Source organism: Galbitalea sp. SE-J8, assembly GCF_030345695.1.
In the GTDB taxonomy this organism is placed as follows: Bacteria; Actinomycetota; Actinomycetes; order Actinomycetales; family Microbacteriaceae; genus JAUASV01.
Genome location: NZ_JAUASV010000028.1, coordinates 20824 through 36189, shown reverse-complemented (window position 1 = coordinate 36189; position 15366 = coordinate 20824). Strand labels below are relative to the sequence as shown.

Annotated in this window: 16 protein-coding genes and 1 pseudogene; 13 read left to right on the top strand and 4 right to left on the bottom strand. The window is 73.3% G+C overall.

Annotation, left to right across the window (positions count from 1 at the left end; genetic code table 11):
* Positions 1–646: pseudogene (locus tag QT381_RS14490) on the bottom strand (hypothetical protein); the annotation flags it as partial.
* A 117-nt stretch (positions 647–763) separates the two neighbouring features.
* Between QT381_RS14490 and QT381_RS14485 the strand changes: the two are divergent.
* Complete coding sequence (locus QT381_RS14485; RefSeq protein ID WP_289249748.1) at positions 764–1414, top strand: DUF4232 domain-containing protein; 651 nt, start codon at positions 764–766, stop codon at positions 1412–1414.
* Positions 1415–1504: 90 nt separating this feature from the next.
* On the opposite strand, the gene QT381_RS14480 is transcribed toward QT381_RS14485, so the two are convergent.
* A complete protein-coding gene (locus QT381_RS14480) occupies positions 1505–2989 on the bottom strand; it encodes a DHA2 family efflux MFS transporter permease subunit (protein ID WP_289249747.1) in 1485 nt (494 codons plus the stop codon).
* A gap of 249 nt (positions 2990–3238) precedes the next feature.
* On the opposite strand from QT381_RS14480, the gene QT381_RS14475 reads away from it, so the two are divergent.
* Genes QT381_RS14475 through QT381_RS14430 form a run of 10 tightly spaced genes read left to right on the top strand, consistent with a single transcriptional unit; the run spans position 3239 to position 13594 of the window.
* Positions 3239–4372 (top strand): ABC transporter permease, encoded by a 1134-nt coding sequence (locus QT381_RS14475; RefSeq protein WP_289249746.1) that lies wholly within the window; start codon positions 3239–3241, stop codon positions 4370–4372.
* Entirely contained in the window at positions 4369–5385 is a 1017-nt protein-coding gene (locus QT381_RS14470) for an ABC transporter permease (RefSeq protein ID WP_289249745.1), read from the top strand. Before QT381_RS14475 ends, QT381_RS14470 begins: the two co-directional genes overlap by 4 nt.
* Positions 5386–5405: 20 nt before the next feature.
* The gene (locus tag QT381_RS14465) at positions 5406–6494 is read left to right on the top strand and encodes a BMP family ABC transporter substrate-binding protein (protein ID WP_289249744.1); all 1089 of its coding nucleotides are present in this window, start codon (positions 5406–5408) and stop codon (positions 6492–6494) included.
* A 25-nt stretch (positions 6495–6519) separates the two neighbouring features.
* Complete coding sequence (locus QT381_RS14460; protein WP_289249743.1) at positions 6520–8061, top strand: ABC transporter ATP-binding protein; 1542 nt, start codon at positions 6520–6522, stop codon at positions 8059–8061.
* On the top strand, positions 8058–9392 hold the full coding sequence (locus tag QT381_RS14455; RefSeq protein WP_289249742.1) for an amidohydrolase family protein: 1335 nt from the start codon (positions 8058–8060) through the stop codon (positions 9390–9392). The genes QT381_RS14460 and QT381_RS14455 overlap by 4 nt, the downstream gene beginning before the upstream one ends.
* Positions 9392–10198, top strand: coding sequence for a DeoR/GlpR family DNA-binding transcription regulator (locus QT381_RS14450; protein ID WP_289249741.1), 807 nt, complete (start codon positions 9392–9394; stop codon positions 10196–10198). Before QT381_RS14455 ends, QT381_RS14450 begins: the two co-directional genes overlap by 1 nt.
* Complete coding sequence (locus QT381_RS14445) at positions 10195–10995, top strand: BtpA/SgcQ family protein (protein WP_289249740.1); 801 nt, start codon at positions 10195–10197, stop codon at positions 10993–10995. The genes QT381_RS14450 and QT381_RS14445 overlap by 4 nt, the downstream gene beginning before the upstream one ends.
* A 34-nt stretch (positions 10996–11029) precedes the next feature.
* The gene (locus QT381_RS14440; RefSeq protein WP_289249739.1) at positions 11030–12505 is read left to right on the top strand and encodes an FGGY-family carbohydrate kinase; all 1476 of its coding nucleotides are present in this window, start codon (positions 11030–11032) and stop codon (positions 12503–12505) included.
* 55 nt (positions 12506–12560) lie between these two features.
* Positions 12561–13088 (top strand): GNAT family N-acetyltransferase, encoded by a 528-nt coding sequence (locus QT381_RS14435; RefSeq protein ID WP_289249738.1) that lies wholly within the window; start codon positions 12561–12563, stop codon positions 13086–13088.
* Positions 13085–13594 carry a hypothetical protein gene (locus QT381_RS14430; RefSeq protein ID WP_289249737.1) on the top strand — a complete coding sequence of 170 codons (510 nt, stop codon included), beginning with the start codon at positions 13085–13087 and terminating at the stop codon, positions 13592–13594. The genes QT381_RS14435 and QT381_RS14430 overlap by 4 nt, the downstream gene beginning before the upstream one ends.
* Here the strand turns inward: QT381_RS14430 and QT381_RS14425 are convergent.
* Positions 13566–14057, bottom strand: coding sequence for an FBP domain-containing protein (locus QT381_RS14425; protein ID WP_289249736.1), 492 nt, complete (start codon positions 14055–14057; stop codon positions 13566–13568). The genes QT381_RS14430 and QT381_RS14425 overlap by 29 nt on opposite strands.
* Before the next feature lie 110 nt (positions 14058–14167).
* Between QT381_RS14425 and QT381_RS14420 the strand changes: the two genes are divergently transcribed.
* Positions 14168–14506 carry an antibiotic biosynthesis monooxygenase family protein gene (locus QT381_RS14420; RefSeq protein ID WP_289249735.1) on the top strand — a complete coding sequence of 113 codons (339 nt, stop codon included), beginning with the start codon at positions 14168–14170 and terminating at the stop codon, positions 14504–14506.
* A 52-nt stretch (positions 14507–14558) separates the two neighbouring features.
* On the top strand, positions 14559–14942 hold the full coding sequence (locus QT381_RS14415) for a VOC family protein (protein ID WP_289249734.1): 384 nt from the start codon (positions 14559–14561) through the stop codon (positions 14940–14942).
* 13 nt (positions 14943–14955) lie between these two features.
* On the opposite strand, the gene QT381_RS14410 is transcribed toward QT381_RS14415, so the two are convergent.
* Positions 14956–15297: a hypothetical protein gene (locus tag QT381_RS14410; protein WP_289249733.1), complete on the bottom strand. Its 342-nt coding sequence runs from the start codon at positions 15295–15297 to the stop codon at positions 14956–14958.
* Between the last annotated feature and the right edge of the window lie 69 nt (positions 15298–15366).

Sequence of the window (15366 nt, the reverse complement as noted above, 5' to 3'; positions counted from 1 at the left end):
CGGCGCGCTCCGCCCGGTCGGCCGCGCGCTGGGCGTCCCGGGCGGCCCGCGCGGCGCGGGCCGCCGCTTCGCGAGCGGATGCCGCGCTCGCCCCGCCGGCGCCGGCATCGGCATCAGCGCCCGCGCCGGCGGCACCCGGGCCGACGACGCCCGGCACGGCGACCGCGCCGTCGAGGTCGACGCGATCGAATCCGCCCGGCGCGAGCGCCCGCACCAGGAGGCCGGAGGCGACGGCGGATGCCGCGTCCGCATCCGCGAGCGCCGCCTGCAGGGTCGCCTCGACCTCCGCCGCAGCGCCCGCGCCGACCGGGTGGCCGAGCTGCTCGGCGACCGCGAGACCCTCCCGCGCGATCGCGCCGACGAGCGGGCGGCGGTCGTGGCCGAGGCGCCGTAGCGTCACCTCGTCGAGGTCCGCCTGCGCCTCGCGCATCGCCGCGCCGAGGGCGAGCAGCTCCGCCACGAGCGGCGGCCGGTGGCGCACGAGCATGTCGACGAGCCACGCGGAGGTCGAGGGCTTCGGCAGCGCTCGCACCGCGTCGGCGAGCGCCCGGTCGGAGCCGCGCAGCTCGCCCGCCCGGCGGTTGCGCTCGGCCGTGAACCGGTCGGGCGTCAGTCCGTACAGCTCGGTCGCGACGTCAGCGAGCATGTGCACACCGTGGCAGGTGTGCGGCGACCTGGCAACGTCCTGCGCGCGATCGGTGAGCGCTCTGTGGGTCATCGGGGCGGGCGCGCTGCCCCCGCCCCCGCGCGTACCGTCGCGGCCATGGCCCGCTCCGCTCCCGTGCCCGTGCTGCTCGCCTCCGTCGTGCTCGGCTCCGGCGCCGTGCTGGGGCTGCTCGCCGGATGCTCGTCCGGCGACGGCACCGGCGGCACCTCGACCGCGCCGGGCTCGACCGCGCCGGGCTCGAGTGCGCCGGGCTCGCCGGGCGCGTCCGACGGGTCGCCGACGCCGTCCGCGCCGTCGAGCGTCGACCCCGACGCGCCCGACGGCCAGTGCGCGGACGCGGTGCTCGCCGTGAGCGTGCGCCCGGGCGACGCGGCCGCGGGCTCGGTGTACTCCGACATCGTCCTCACGAACACCGGCGCCGCCGACTGCGTGCTCGCCGGCTATCCGGGCGTGAGCGTCGTGGGCGGCGACGGCGAGCAGCTCGGCGTTCCGGCCGACCGCGAGCCGGCCGGCGAGCCGTCGCCCGTGACGCTCGCGGCGCACGGCGGCATCGCGATCGCGCGCCTGCGCAGCGTCAACATCGCGGGCGGTGGCGGTCCGCTCGGCGACGCCTGCCCGGTCGTCGAGGGCGACGGCTACCGGGTGTACCCGCCGCACTCGTTCGTCGGCGTGCTCGCCGCCGCCGACGTTCCGGCCTGCGACTCGACGACGCCGTGGATGACGGTCGCACCCGTCGCGGCCGGCTGAGCTGGGTGACGTCGGCCGCGACGCACGCGGGCCGCCGGGGTGCGGCCGGCTGAGCTGGGTGACGTCGGCCGCGACGCACGCGGGCCGCGTCTAGTGGGCGACCACCGGCGCCCCGCCCTCGGCGGGAACGGGCCGCTTGAGGAAGAACGCCAGCACGATCGTCGCGATCGACAGCACCGCGCCCACGAGGAAGGCGGCGTTGATGCCCTGCGCGTACGTCGCCACGTCGGCGACGCCGTGCGAGGTGTCGCCCGCGAAGCCCGCGAGCACCGTGACGAACACGGCGACGCCCGCGGCGCCGGCGACCTGCTGGATGGTGCCGAGGATCGCGCTGCCGTGCGAGTACAGGTGCGGCGGGATCGAGCCGAGCCCCGCCGTGAACAGCGGCGTGAACATGAGCGCGAGGCCGACGAACAGCAGCACGTGCAGCCCGACGACGAGCGCGAGCGGGCTGTCGAGGCCGAGGAGCGTCGCCATCAGCCAGAGCGCGGAGCTCGCGGCGATCGACCCGGCGATGACGAGCGGACGGGGTCCGACCCGGTCGTAGAGCCGGCCGACGAACGGCGCCAGCAGCCCGAGCACGAGGCCGCCGGGCAGCACCGCGAGCCCGATGACGATCTCCGGCACCCGCAGTACGTAGCCGAGGTAGAGCGGCAGCAGCACGAGCGCGCCGAACATCGACATCATCGCGACGACGGCCATGCCCATCGAGACCGCGAACGTGCGCGACCGGAACGTGCGCAGGTCGAGCAGGGCGGCATCCGTGCGCTGTAGCCGCAGCTGGCGTCCGATGAAGAGCACGAGCGCGATCACGGCGACGACGAGCGGGCCGACGACGAGGCTCGCGGGCGCCTGCCCGCTGGAGACCAGCCCGGCCTCGCTCAGGCCGTAGACGAGGCCGCCGAACGTGAAGGCCGAGATCACGACGCTCGGCACGTCGAGCGGCGCGCGGCCCGGCTCGTTCACGTTCGGGATGCGCGCGGCGCCCAGCACGAGGGCCGCGATCGCGAACGGCAGCACGACGATGAACATCCAGCGCCAGCCGAGGGTCTGGAGCACGACGCCGGAGATCGTCGGGCCGAGCGCGGGGGCGACCGAGATGACGATCGAGATGTTGCCCATGACGCGGCCGCGGCTCGCCTCCGGCACGAGGGTGAGCACGGTCGTGAACAGCAGCGGCATCATGATCGCCGTTCCGCTGGCCTGCACGACCCGGCCGACGAGCAGCACCGTGAACCCGGGCGCGATCGCGGCGATCGCCGTGCCGGCCGTGAACAGCGCCATCGCGGCGATGAACACCGGGCGGGTCGAGAAGCGCAGCAGCAACCAGCCGGTGATCGGGATGACCACGGCGGTCGTCAGCAGGAACGCCGTGGTCAGCCACTGGCCGGCGCTCTCGGAGATCTGCAGGTCCTGTTTGAGGGTCGGCAGCGCGACGCTCATGATCGTCTCGTTGAGGATCACGACGAACGTCGAGACGAGCAGGATCGTGATCGCGAGGCGGTTGCGGGCGGCGGTCGACGCTGCGGCGCCGTCCTGGATGGGGATGGAGGCGGTCGGGGCGGTCTGCGACACAGCGGAGTCCTCGGATCGTCGATAGGGATGGGCGGGCCGCGGGAGCCGCGGGCCGTGATGGGGTGCAGCGCTCGCGGCGCCGCCGGTATTCCTGCGTCCGCGGAATCGGGCCAGCGGATGAGGTGCGTCCAGTCTGCGCGCGACCACCGACATCCGCATCCCGCGCGCGATCACGGCAATGTGAATTTGTAACACACGCGAAACGCCAGGTGTGTGAATTTGCAACACGCGCCCGTGACAATCGAGCACATGAATCGCGAGCGGGTCGAGCGCATCCTCCGCCGGGTCGGCCTGCCGCTCACGGCCGTGCTCGTCGCGCTCGTCGTCGGGGCGGTGCTCGTGGCCGCGCTGGGCCGCTCGCCCGTCGACGCGGCGAGCACCGTCATCCAGGCCGGGTTCAGCTGCGGCGCGGACTACTGCAACCTGGGCGGCTCGCTCGCCCTCGCCTCGCCCATCATCTTCTGCGCCCTCGGCGCCGTCGTCTCGCTGCGCACCGGCCTGTTCAGCATCGGGCAGGAGGGCCAGTACGCGCTCGGCGGACTGGCCGCGGCCGTCGCCGGCTACGGCATCGTGCTGCCCGCGGGCCTCGACCCGGTGGTGTGCCTCGCCGCGGCGGCCGCGGTCGGCGCGCTCTGGGGGGTCGTCCCCGCCCTGCTCAAGGCCTTCCTCGCGGTCAACGAGCTCATCATCACGATCGTCCTCAACGCGATCGCCGGCCTCCTGCTCGACTTCCTGGTCAACTACCCGCTGCGTGCCGAGGCGTCCACGGTCGGCTACACGCACGCCATCCACGAGTCGGCGCGGCTGCCGGTGTTCGACGTGTCGACGAAGTTCGGCGTCGCGTTCGTGCTCGCGGTCGTCGCGTGCGTGCTCGTCTGGTTCTACCTCGGCCGCACGACGGCCGGATACGAGCAGCGGATGAGCGGCGAGGCCATCGCGTTCGCCCGCTACTCGGGCATGTCGAGCGTCGGGAGCGTGCTGCGGGCGGGCCTCGTCGGCGGTGCGCTCGCCGGACTGGGCGGCGGAGTGCAGGTGCTCGGCACCAACTACCGCGTCATCGAGGGCTTCTCCGACGGCACCGGCCTCACCGGCCTCACGGCGGCCATCCTGGGCGGCACGACCGCGCTCGGCGCCGGCCTCGTCGGCGTGTTCTACGCCGGCATCACCGTCGGCGCCGTCAACGGGCTGCAGATCGTGCTCGGCGTGCCGCGGGAGATCGGGTCGACGGTGCTCGCGCTCATGATCGTCTTCCTCGCCGCACAGGCCCCGCTGCTCACGCGCATCGAGCGGACGATCTCGCGACGCCGGGTCGATCGCGACCTCGCCCGGGGCGGAACGGATGCGATCGCGCCGGTCGCGCACAAGCCGGGGGCCCGGTCGTGAACGAGATCGCCGACTTCGTCAACAGCGGCATCCGGCTCACGACGCCGATCCTGTTCGCCGCCCTCGCCTCGATGATCAGCGCGCGCGCGGGCGTGCTCAACCTCGCCATCGAGTCGAAGGTGCTCGCCGGCGCGTTTGTGGGCATCCTCGTCGCCGGGGCCACCGGGAACAACCTCCTGGGCGTCGCCTCGGCGGCCGCGGCGGGCGCCCTGATCGGCCTGCTCCTGGCCGCCGCCCACCGGCTCGGCGTCGACCTGGTCGTGCTCGCGATCGGACTCAACATCCTCGTGCTGCAGCTGACGGTGTATCTCATGCGCTCCTACCTCGGCGGGGTGGGGACCTACTCGCCGGGGATCGACCGCATCCCGCCGGTGGTGGTCCCCGTGCTCTCCGACCTGCCCGTCGTCGACCAGGTCCTCGCCCGGCTGAACTGGATCGTCTATCTCGGCGGCGCGCTCGTCGTGCTCGTCGCGCTCTACTTCCGCACCCGGAGCGGGCGGCACCTCCTCGCGGTCGGCGAAGCCCCGGTCGCGGCGGCATCCGCGGGACTCGACGTCGGGCGCACGCAACTCGTCGCGCTCGTCGCGGCGGGCGCGATCGCCGGCGTGGGCGGCGCATTCCTCTCGGTCGGCGACCTCGGCCTGTTCACGCGCAACATGAGCGGCGACCGCGGCTGGATCGGCATCACCGCGGCGCTGCTCGCGCTCAACCGACCCGCCTTCGTCGCGCCCGCGGCCGCGGTGTTCGGATTCGCGAGCGCCGCGTCGATCCGGCTGCAGCAGTTCGACGTGCCGCCGAACCTCACCCAGTTCATCCCCCAGGGCGCGGCCTTCATCGCCCTCGTCGTGGTCGGGCTCCGCGCGAAGTCGCGCCGAGACGTCTCGCGGCTGTGGCGGCGTTCCAGCCGGATCCCGCTGCGGTGGCCCGGCCGCCGCCCCTCGACCCCCGTGCCGACCCCGGTCGGCACGGTGCACGACGCTCCACCCGCACCGCCTGACCATTCCGACCGATGACCCAGATCGAGGAGACACCCATGTCCCGCACACCACTCGCGCTCGCCGCCGTCGCGGCGGCCGCGGCCCTGACCCTGCTCGCCGGCTGTTCGTCGGGCGGGCCGGCCACCCCCGGCAGCACGGATGCCGGCGCGTTCAGCTACGCGCTCATCACCCCCGGAGCAGCGGGGGACGGCGGATTCATCGACTCCGCGATCGCGGGCACGAAGCTCGCCGAGAAGCAGCTCGGCGTCACCGGACGCGTCGTCGAGGCGGAGTCGGTGTCGCAGCAGGAGGGCGTCATCCGCTCGACGGTCGCCACCCACCCGGGCATCATCATCGCGCCGGGACTCGACCCCGACTCCCTGCTCGCCGTCGCGAAGGAGAACCCCGACCAGCTGTTCGGGGTGCCGAGCGACATCTACGTCGACGAGCTGCCCAAGAACGTGCAGGCGTTCTCGATCAACGTGCACGAGTCGAGCTTCCTCGGCGGCTACGTGGCGGGAAGCCTCACCACGACGAAGAAGGTCGGCGCCGTGCTCGGCATCGACAACCCCGGACTCAACCAGTTCTTCTACGGGTACAAGCAGGGCGTGCTCGCCGCGTGCCCCGACTGCGAGGTCACGCCGAGCTACCTGAACGGCGAGTTCTCCGACCCGTCCGTCGGACAGGAGGCCGCGCTCGCGCTCTACCAGGGCGGCGACGACATCGTCTTCGCGGTGGCCGGCTTGAGCGGCCAGGGCGTCTTCACGGCCGCCAAGCAGGAGGGCGAATTCGCGATCGGCGTCGACTCGAACCAGGACGGCGACGCCCCGGGCACCGTCATCGTGTCGGTGATGAAGCGCGTCGACCAGACCACCTACAACCTGATCAAGGCCGCGCAGGCGGGAGAGTTCGAGTCCGGATTCGTGGCCGCGGGCCTCGCCGACGGCGTGTCGGGCCTGTCCTGGGGCGACGGGTCGACCGTCTTCGCCGACCACGGACCCGCGGCCCTCGCGGAGCAGATCCCGGCGCTCTCGGCCAAGGTCGACGACCTCAAGCAGCAGATCCTCGACGGCAGCATCGTGGTCTGCGACGCCCTCAACGACCCGACGAGCGACGCGTGCGCCGCCCTCGGGCTCAAGGGCTGACCGCGAGCCCGGGGAGAGCATCGAGATGACGACGACATCGAGCGGGACGCCACGACTCGAGCTGCGCGGACTGCGGAAGTACTTCGCCGCATCCGGCGTGCTCGCGGTCGCCGACGTCTCGCTCGATGTCGCGCCCGGCGAGGTCGTCGCGCTGATCGGCGAGAACGGCACGGGCAAGACCACGCTCATGAACCTGCTGTTCGGCGTGCACGCGCCGGACGCCGGCGAGATCCTGGTCGACGGCGAGCGCGTCGAGATCCGCGACCAGCAGGACGCCATCCGTCATGGCCTGGGCATGGTGCACCAGCACTTCGAGCTCGTGCCGGGCTTCACGGTCGCCCAGAACGTGCTGCTCGGCCGGGAGCCGCGACGCGGATGGTTCTACGACGATGCGGCGGCCCAGCGGCAGGTCGCCCGGCTCGCCGCCCAGACCGGGCTCGCGATCGACCCGGCGCGGCTTGTCGCCGACCTCCCGGTCGGCGCGCAGCAGCGCGTGGAGATCCTGAAGGCGCTCGCCGCCGACGCCCGCCTGCTCATCCTCGACGAGCCGACCGCGGTGCTCGCGCCCGCCGAGGCGGACGAGCTCATCGCCATGGTTCGTTCCCTCGCGGCGACCGGGCGCTCGATCGTGTTCATCTCGCACAAGCTGCCCGAGGTGCAGGCGGTCGCCGACCGCATCGTCGTGATGCGCCGCGGCCGGGTGGTCGCCGACCTCCCGCGGGGAGCGGCGACGGATGCCGAGCTCGCCACCCTCATGGTCGGCCGCGACGTGCTCCTCGTCGCCGACCGCAGCGAGAGGCCGGCGGGCGCCGACCTGCTCGAGGTGGCCGGCGTCGCGGCGCCGACGAGCGCCGAGGGCGGCACGGGCCTGCGCGACGTGTCGTTCACGGTGCGCTCGGGGGAGATCCTCGGGGTCGCGGGCGTCAGCGGCAACGGGCAGGACGAGCTCGTCGAGGGCATCGCCGGACTGCGACCGTTCGACGCCGGCAGCGTGCGCCTGGCGGGAGTCGATCTCACCGCGGCCTCGCCGGCGGCGGTCCGCCGGGCGGGCGTCGCCCACATCGCCGCGGATCGCATGCGCGAGGGCCTCAATCTGCAGGCCACCCTCGAGGAGAACGCCGTCTCGACCTCGTACCGGTCGCGACGGTTCAGCCGCGGGGGCGTCATCCGGGGCCGTGCGCGTCGGCGCTTCGCGGAGGCGCTCATCGCCGACTACGAGGTGCGCGGCGGGTACCCGACGCGCACCGTCGGATCGCTCTCGGGCGGAAACCTGCAGAAGGTCGTCATCGGACGCGAGCTCTCCGGGTCGCCACGGGTCGTGCTCGCCAACCAGCCCACGCGCGGCCTCGACGTCGGGTCGATCGAGTTCGTGCACCGCGCGCTGTCGAGCGCACGGGCGGACGGATGCGGCGTGCTGCTCGTCTCCGCCGAGCTCGACGAGATCCTGGCGCTCAGCGATCGCGTCGTCGTCATGTACGGCGGCGCGATGCTCGGGCCCTACGACCGCGACGCGGTCGATCGTGAACGACTCGGCCGCATCCTCGCGGCCGGAGAGGACGGAAGATGACGCACTGGATCGTCGCCGACCATGTCGTCGCCAACGACGGTCCCGGCACCGTCTACGCGCCCGGCGTGATCGAGGTGGATGCCGGGGTGATCGTCTCGATCGGACGGCTGACCGGTGCGCGTCCGGCCGGGGCCGACGTGACCGACCTCGGTGCCGCCGTGGTGCTGCCCGGCCTGGTCAACGCGCACGCGCACACCCCGATGTCCCTCATGCGTGGCGTCGCCGAGGGCCATTCGCTGCTCACCATGGCGGGCTTCCTCGCCGTGCTGCGCAGCAGGGAGGCGCACCTGACCCCGGAGCTCGTGCCGGCATCCGTCGCCGTGTCGTGCGGCGACATGATCCGCCACGGCACGACGGCGTTCGCCGACCAGTACTTCTACGCGGACCGGATCGCTCCGACCGTCATCGCCTCGGGGCTTCGGGCCCGGATCGCCTGGGGGATCGTCGAACTCGGCGACGATGCCGCGCGGGCCCGCGAGCTCGCCGCCGCCACGGCGTTCGCCGAGAGCATGGCCGACAACGACCTCGTGCGCGGCTGGGTGGGTCCGCACGCCTACTTCGTGGACAACCAGCCCGAGGCGATGGCCGCCGAGCTGGCCCTCGCCCGGCGCCTCGGGGCGGGGCTGCACGTGCACTTCTCGACGTCGAGCGAGGAGGACGACTACTGCGCGGAGCACTACGGCGCCCCCGCGCTCGAGGTGCTGCGCGCGCTGGGCATGCTCGACGTTCCGACGATCCTCGCGCACTGCAACACGGTGCCCGTCGACCAGCTGCCGCTGCTCGCCGGCACGCGAGCGGCGATGACCGTCGTCCCGTCGGTCGCGATGATGAGCGGTGCTCCGGCGGCGCCCGTGCGCGAGGCGCTGGATGCCGGGGTCGTCGTCGCGCTCGGCACGGACAACCCGTGCAACAACACCGGCTCCGACCTGTTCGAGGAGATGCGCACCCTCGGCAAGCTCGCGGCGTTCACGTCGGGGACGCCGGACCGGGTGACCGCGCGCGAGATCCTCCGGATCGCGACGGTCGGCGGGCACGCGGCCATCGACTCCGGACCGCTCGACGGCACGCTCGCGCCCGGCGCGGTGGCGGACCTCATCGCGATCCCGGTGCGCGACATCCCGCGCGGCCCGATCGGCGCCCAGTCGCTCGAGTCGGCGCTCGTGTACAACACGTCGGGTGCGTCGGTGAGCGACTCGATGGTCGCGGGACGGTGGATCATGTCGCGCGGCACCGTCATCGGCCTCGACCTGGCGGCGGCCGCCGCCCGGCAGCAGGCCGACTACGACACTCTGGTCGAGCGGATGCGCACGGCGGGCGAGGAGGCCTCCTGATGGATGTGGCAGAGCGGCGAACGCTCATCGAGGAGCGGGTCATCCGCACCGGGGAGGTGTCGTTCGGGCAGCTCGCGACCGCGTTCGGCGTGAGCGAGATGACGATCCGGCGCGACATCGAGGCGCTGCAGGAGCAGGGCGTGCTGCGCCGCGTGTCGGGCGGCGCGATCTCGCTGACCGGCACGGCGTTCGAGCCGAGCTACGGACTGCGCGCCGGGCAGGCCGTCGACAGCAAGGCGCACATCGCCGAGCGGATCGTCGAGCTCCTGAAGCCCGGGGAGACGGTCGTGCTCGACAGCGGCAGCACGGTCGCCTCGGTCGCCCGGGCGATCCGCGGCCGGGGGCTCGGGCTCACGGTGCTCACCCCGAGCATCACGGTCGCGACGACGCTCGCCGACGAGCCGGACACGCGCGTCATCCTCGCCGGCGGGGTGGTGCGACCCGGGGAGCTGAGCCTCATCGGCACCGACACCGAGCAGACCTTCGCCCGCTACAACTGCGACGTGTTCGTCGTCGGCGTGGCCGGGGTCGACGCCGAGCGCGGACTGACCGAGTACCACCCGCAGGAGGCGAGCGTGAAACGCGCCGCGCTCGCCGCCTCGTCGCGCCTGATCGTCGGCGTCGACGCCGCGAAGCTCGGTCGCGTCCACCTCGTCACGGTGGCCCCCCTCGACGTCGTGAGCGCGCTCGTGACCGACGGGCATCCGGACCACCCCGCCGTCGTCGCCGCGCGAGAGCGCGGCGCCCAGGTCGTCGTCGTGCAACCGCCGGCGGCCGCATCCGAGTCAGCAGGAGAGAGTGCATGAACCGCTTCCAGTCGATCTTCCCCGCGGGGACCAAGCCGATCATCGCCATGGCGCACCTGCCCGCGCTGCCGGGGACGCCGCTGTACGACGCGGGCGGCGGCGTGTCGGCGATCATCGACCGGGTGCACCGCGATGTCGAGATCCTGGTCGACGCGGGCTTCGACGCGGTGATGTTCTGCAACGAGAACGACCGGCCCTACGAACTGCACGGCGGCCCGGAGTCCGCCGCCGTCATGGCCCGCGTCGTGACCGAGTGCCGCCCGGCGGCGATCCCGTTCGGCGTCGACTTCCTCTGGGACGCGCGGATCGCGCTCGCCGTCGCCGTCGCGACCGGCGCGAGCTTCCTGCGCGAGGTGGTCAGCGGCGTGTGGGAGTCCGACATGGGCCTGTGGAACACGGATGTCGCGGCGCTCCTGCGCGAGCGGCGGCGCCTCGACGCGGACGACGTCGCGGTGCTCATGAACGTCGCTCCCGAGTTCGCGTCGCCGATCGGCGGACGCTCGTTCTCGCAGATAGCACGGTCGACCGTCGTCTCGAGCCTGGCCGACGCGATCCTCGTCTCCGGCCCGATGGCCGGCGCCGGCCCGTCGCTCGACGTGCTCCGCGAGGTGCGCGAGGCCGTGCCCGAGCAGGTGCCCGTCATCCTCAACACGGGGGCGAGGGCCGAGACGATCGGCTCGATGCTCGACCTCGTCGACGGGTGCATCGTCGGATCCTCGCTCAAGGTCGACGGTCACACCTGGAACGCCGTCGAGCCCGACCGGGCGCACCGGTTCGTCGACGCCGCCCGCGCGTGAGCGCGCGCCGGGCGGAGACGCCTAGGGTGCTGGCATGCCGACCGCCCCGCTGACCCTCGGCATCGACGTCGGCACGACGGGCGTCAAGGGCGTCGCGCTCGACGTGGCCGGAGGCATCGTGGCGCAGGCGTCCCGCAGCTCAACGCTCTCCTCGCCGCACCCCGGCTGGGCCGAGGCGTCGCCCGCCGAGTGGCGGGACAGCGTGCTCGCCGTCGTCGGAGAGCTCGCCGGGCACGCCCGCTCGGCCGGCCGGGTCGTGGCGGGGATCGCCACGACCGGGATGGTGCCCGCCGTCGTGGCCGTCGACGCGCGCGGCCGAGCCCTGCGCCCCGCGATCCTGCAGAACGACGCCCGGGCGAGCGCGGAGGTGCGCGAGCTCGCCGACCTCCTCGCCGGGAGCGGTGTGCTGGAGAGCACCGGCTCCCCGGTGACGCAGCAGTCGGTCGCGCCGACCGCGCTCTGGCTGCGGCGCAACGAGCCCGAGCTCTGGACGAGCACGGCCGCGCTCGTCGGCTCCTACGACTGGGTGCTCTCCGCGCTCGGCGCGCCACTGCACGTCGAGCGCAACTGGGCCATCGAGTCCGGGCTCTTCGAGCTGGACGGGCGGCCGTTCGTCCCCGCCGTCACGGTGGCCGGGCTCGAGGACCGGCTCGTGCCGGTGGCGAGCCCCGGCGAGCGCGTCGGCGAGCTCTCGCCCGAGGTCGCGTCCGCGGTGGGACTCCCGGCCGGCATCCCGCTCGTCGCGGGCGGCGCGGACCACGTGCTCTCGGCGTACGGCGCGGGCCTGGCCCGCGAGGGCGACTGGCTCGTGAAGCTCGGCGGCGCCGGCGACATCCTCGCGGTCTCAGCACGCCCGGTCGTCGACCGGCGCTTCTACCTCGACGTGCACCCGATGCCCGGTCTCTGGGTCCCGAACGGGTGCATGGCCACGAGCGGGAGCCTGGTGCGCTGGGTGCAGTCCCTGCTGCGCGAGGGCGACCTGCGCGCGCTGGACGGCGAGGCGGCGGCGCGCGACGCGGCTCCGCTGCTCTGCCTGCCGTATTTCCTGGGCGAGAAGAGCCCGGTGAACGACCCCGGCCTGCGCGGCGTGTTCGCGGGACTCCACCTGGGCCACGACCGGTACGACCTCTACCGCGCCGCGCTCGAGGGCATCGCGTTCGGGTTTCGGCACAACCGCGACGAGCTGCGCGCCGCCGGGCTGCGGCTGTCCAGCGCGACGATCACGAACGGCGGTGCGACGTCGGCGCTGTGGAAGCAGATCCACGCGAGTGTGCTCGGAGTGCCGCTGCGCACGGTGCAGCAGCATCCGGGAGCGTCCCTCGGTGCCGCCGTCGCGGCGGCGATCGGCACGGGCGCGCTGCCCGGCTGGTCATCGGTCGACGCCTTCGTGACGCCGGGCGAGACGATCGAGCCGGATGCGTCCGCGGGCCGGTACGACGAGGCGTACGCGCTCTGGCGCGAGCTCGCCGACGTGACCGGGGCCACCATGCGGGCCTTCGCGCGGTTGTGAGCGTCGCGGGCGGATCGCGCGATCGCGCACCGCATCCGCTCGCTACGATGGCGCCGTGACCGCGTCGTCCCTCGTGATCCGCGCCATCGGTGCGGAGGACTGGGCCGCGTACCGCGACGCGCGGCTGCGGATGCTCGCCGAGGTGCCGATCGCGTTCACCGACACGCTCGAGCGGGCGCGGCAACGCGGTCAGCGCGCCTGGCGCGAACGCGTGCCGCTGGCCGGGGGAGTGCGCTTCGCGGCGATCGACGACGGCGCCTGGGTCGGCACGATGGGCGTGCTGCGCGCGGTCTCCGGCCGCGAGCGGGTGGCGACGCTCGTCGGCGTCTGGGTCGCGCCGGAGCGCCGCGGCAGCGCGCACGGCGTGACGGATGCGCTCTTCGCGGCCGTCGAGGACTGGGCGGTGCGGCTGAGCCCCGTGCTCACGCTGTTCGTGCACGAGGACAACGCCCGCGCTCGTGCGGCGTACGCGCGACGCGGATTCGTCGAGACCGGCGCCACGACCCCCTATCCGCTCGACCCGAGCGCGCTCGAGCTCGAGATGGCGAAGCGCCTCGACCGCCACGCGGTGGTCGCACGGTGACGATCGACGAGATGCTCGGCCGGCTCGGGGCGTGGGCGCGTCGGACCGAACGGGCGGATGCCGCGCGGCTCGCGGCGCTCCGCGAGCGGTTCCCGCGCTCGCTCGTGCTGCGCTCCCGAGCCGAGAAGCGCTTCCGTCGCTCGCTCGCGCGGTTCCCGCACGGCCGCGAGCCGAGGCGCGACGGGTGGTTCAGCCTCGTCGCGACGGTCGACGGGATCGCGCTGTTCGCGGGCATCGAGGCGCCGTTCCTGCGGCTCGCGTGGGAGGACGTCGCGGGGGTGCGGATGCGCGCGATCGACGACTATCTCGTGCCCGACCTGTACACGGCCGAGGGCGGCTACGTCACGCACCTGCTCTGGATCGCGGTCGGCGGCCGCGCCCTCGAGCTCGAGGTCTGGGGCGACCCCGCGGTCGACGGGACGGGCGCGCTGTTCGACGAGTACGGACTGGGGCCGATCGTCGCGCGCCTGGAACGGCTCAGGCGGTCTTCAGCACGTCCGACGTGAAGCTCTGCACCCGGCCGAGCAGGCCGGCGGCGCGGCGCTCCAGGTCGGCCGATGCCTGCAGGTGCGGCGGGGCCATGCGGATGATGTGCGAGCACGCGAGGTCCTCGCAGATGTAGGTGCCGAGGGTGTCTCCGCGTCGACCGGCCGCCCCCGCCTTCGGCGCCGAGAACAGGCTCACCTGGGTGAGCGGCTGCGTCGTGTGGCACAACGAGCACATGGCGCTGCCGCGACCGCGGTGCGGCCCGACCGTGCGCACCAGGATGCCGACCGGCCGCTCGCCGTCCGCGCCCTCGGACCAGTGCACGATGTAGCCGCGCAACGGGTTCGCCGGATCCCGCCATCCGAGGTACTCGCGATCCTCCCAGACGGTCTCGTGCAGGCCCGGCAGGGGCATCCGCTCGAGGTCCTCCTCGGTCGCATTCACGAAACTTGCCCGGATCTCGTCCTCGGTCAGCGGCTTCATCGTCGACCAGATTACGCGCCGGGCGCGGATCGTTCACCCGATGTTCCCCGAACGGTCACCCCCGCACGGGGTCCTGTCGCCCGCAAACGGGGGGCGCCACACTGGGGGGCATGATCACCGAGCACGCGTACCTGTACGTGAAGCCCGGCGCCGAAGCCGACTTCGAGGCAGCGTTCACCGAGGCCTCCGATCTGATGGCGGCGTCGCCCGGGTTCCGCGGTCTCACCATCTCCCGAAGCATCCGTGACGAAGGCGTCTACCTGCTGCTCGTGCGCTGGAAGGCGCTCGAGGACCACCTGACCGGCTGGCGCGAATCGCAGGCGTTCCTCGAGTGGAGCCTCCTGCTGCACAAGTACTACGACCCGTTCCCCGTCGTCGACCACTTCGAGGAGTTCCGCATCGTGCTTCCCGAGCAGGCGGTGCCGTGGACGCAGCCGCTCGGCGGCTGAGCGGGCCGCGCCGGGCCTACCGCGCCGGCGCTCGGGCGAGGAGAGTGTCGCCATGTTCACAGCGGATGGCGCGTTCTCCGGATTCAGCGTCGACGACCTCGACGCCGCCGAACGGTTCTATCGCGACGTGCTCGGCCTCACGACGAGCCGCAACGAGATGGGGATGCTCCTGCTCCACCTCGGCAGCGGCGGCCGCGTGCTCGTCTATCCGAAGCCCGACCACGAGCCCGCGAGCTTCACGATTCTCGACTTCCCCGTCGACGACGTCGATGCGGCGGTCGACGACCTCCGGGGCCGCGGTGTCGACACGACGATCTACAACGCGAGCCGGCTCATGCCGGTCGACGCGAAGGGCGTCATGCGCGGCCACGGCCCCGACATCGCGTGGTTCACCGATCCGGCAGGCAACGTGCTCGCGGTCGTCGCGGCGTCGTGACGGCGCGGTCGCGCTAGACCTCGTAGTCGTTCGACGGGGCCACGCCCTCGCGGAGAGCCTCGGGCACCGGGCGGGACGCGCCGACGAGCAGCGCCCGCCGTTCGAGCTCCTCGACGGTCTCGGTGTCGATCGGGTCGACGAGCCCGTCGATGTCGGCGGCCATCGACATGAGCTGGCTCGCCGGGCCGATGAGCAGCGTCGCGACCGACTGCCGGGTCGAGCGCTCGTCGACGATCGGCACGTGCACGACGTCGGCGAGCGGGCTCGTGGCGAGCGCCGCCGCGTAGTCGAACAGCGCCTCGGCGATCTGGTCGCTCGTCAGGAACGAGCCTCCCGCGTAGAACACGCGTTGCACGGCCGACCTCCTGCGTCTGGAACGGTGCTCACGCTATGTCCCCGGCTTCGCTCCGCGTCGGCCGCGGAA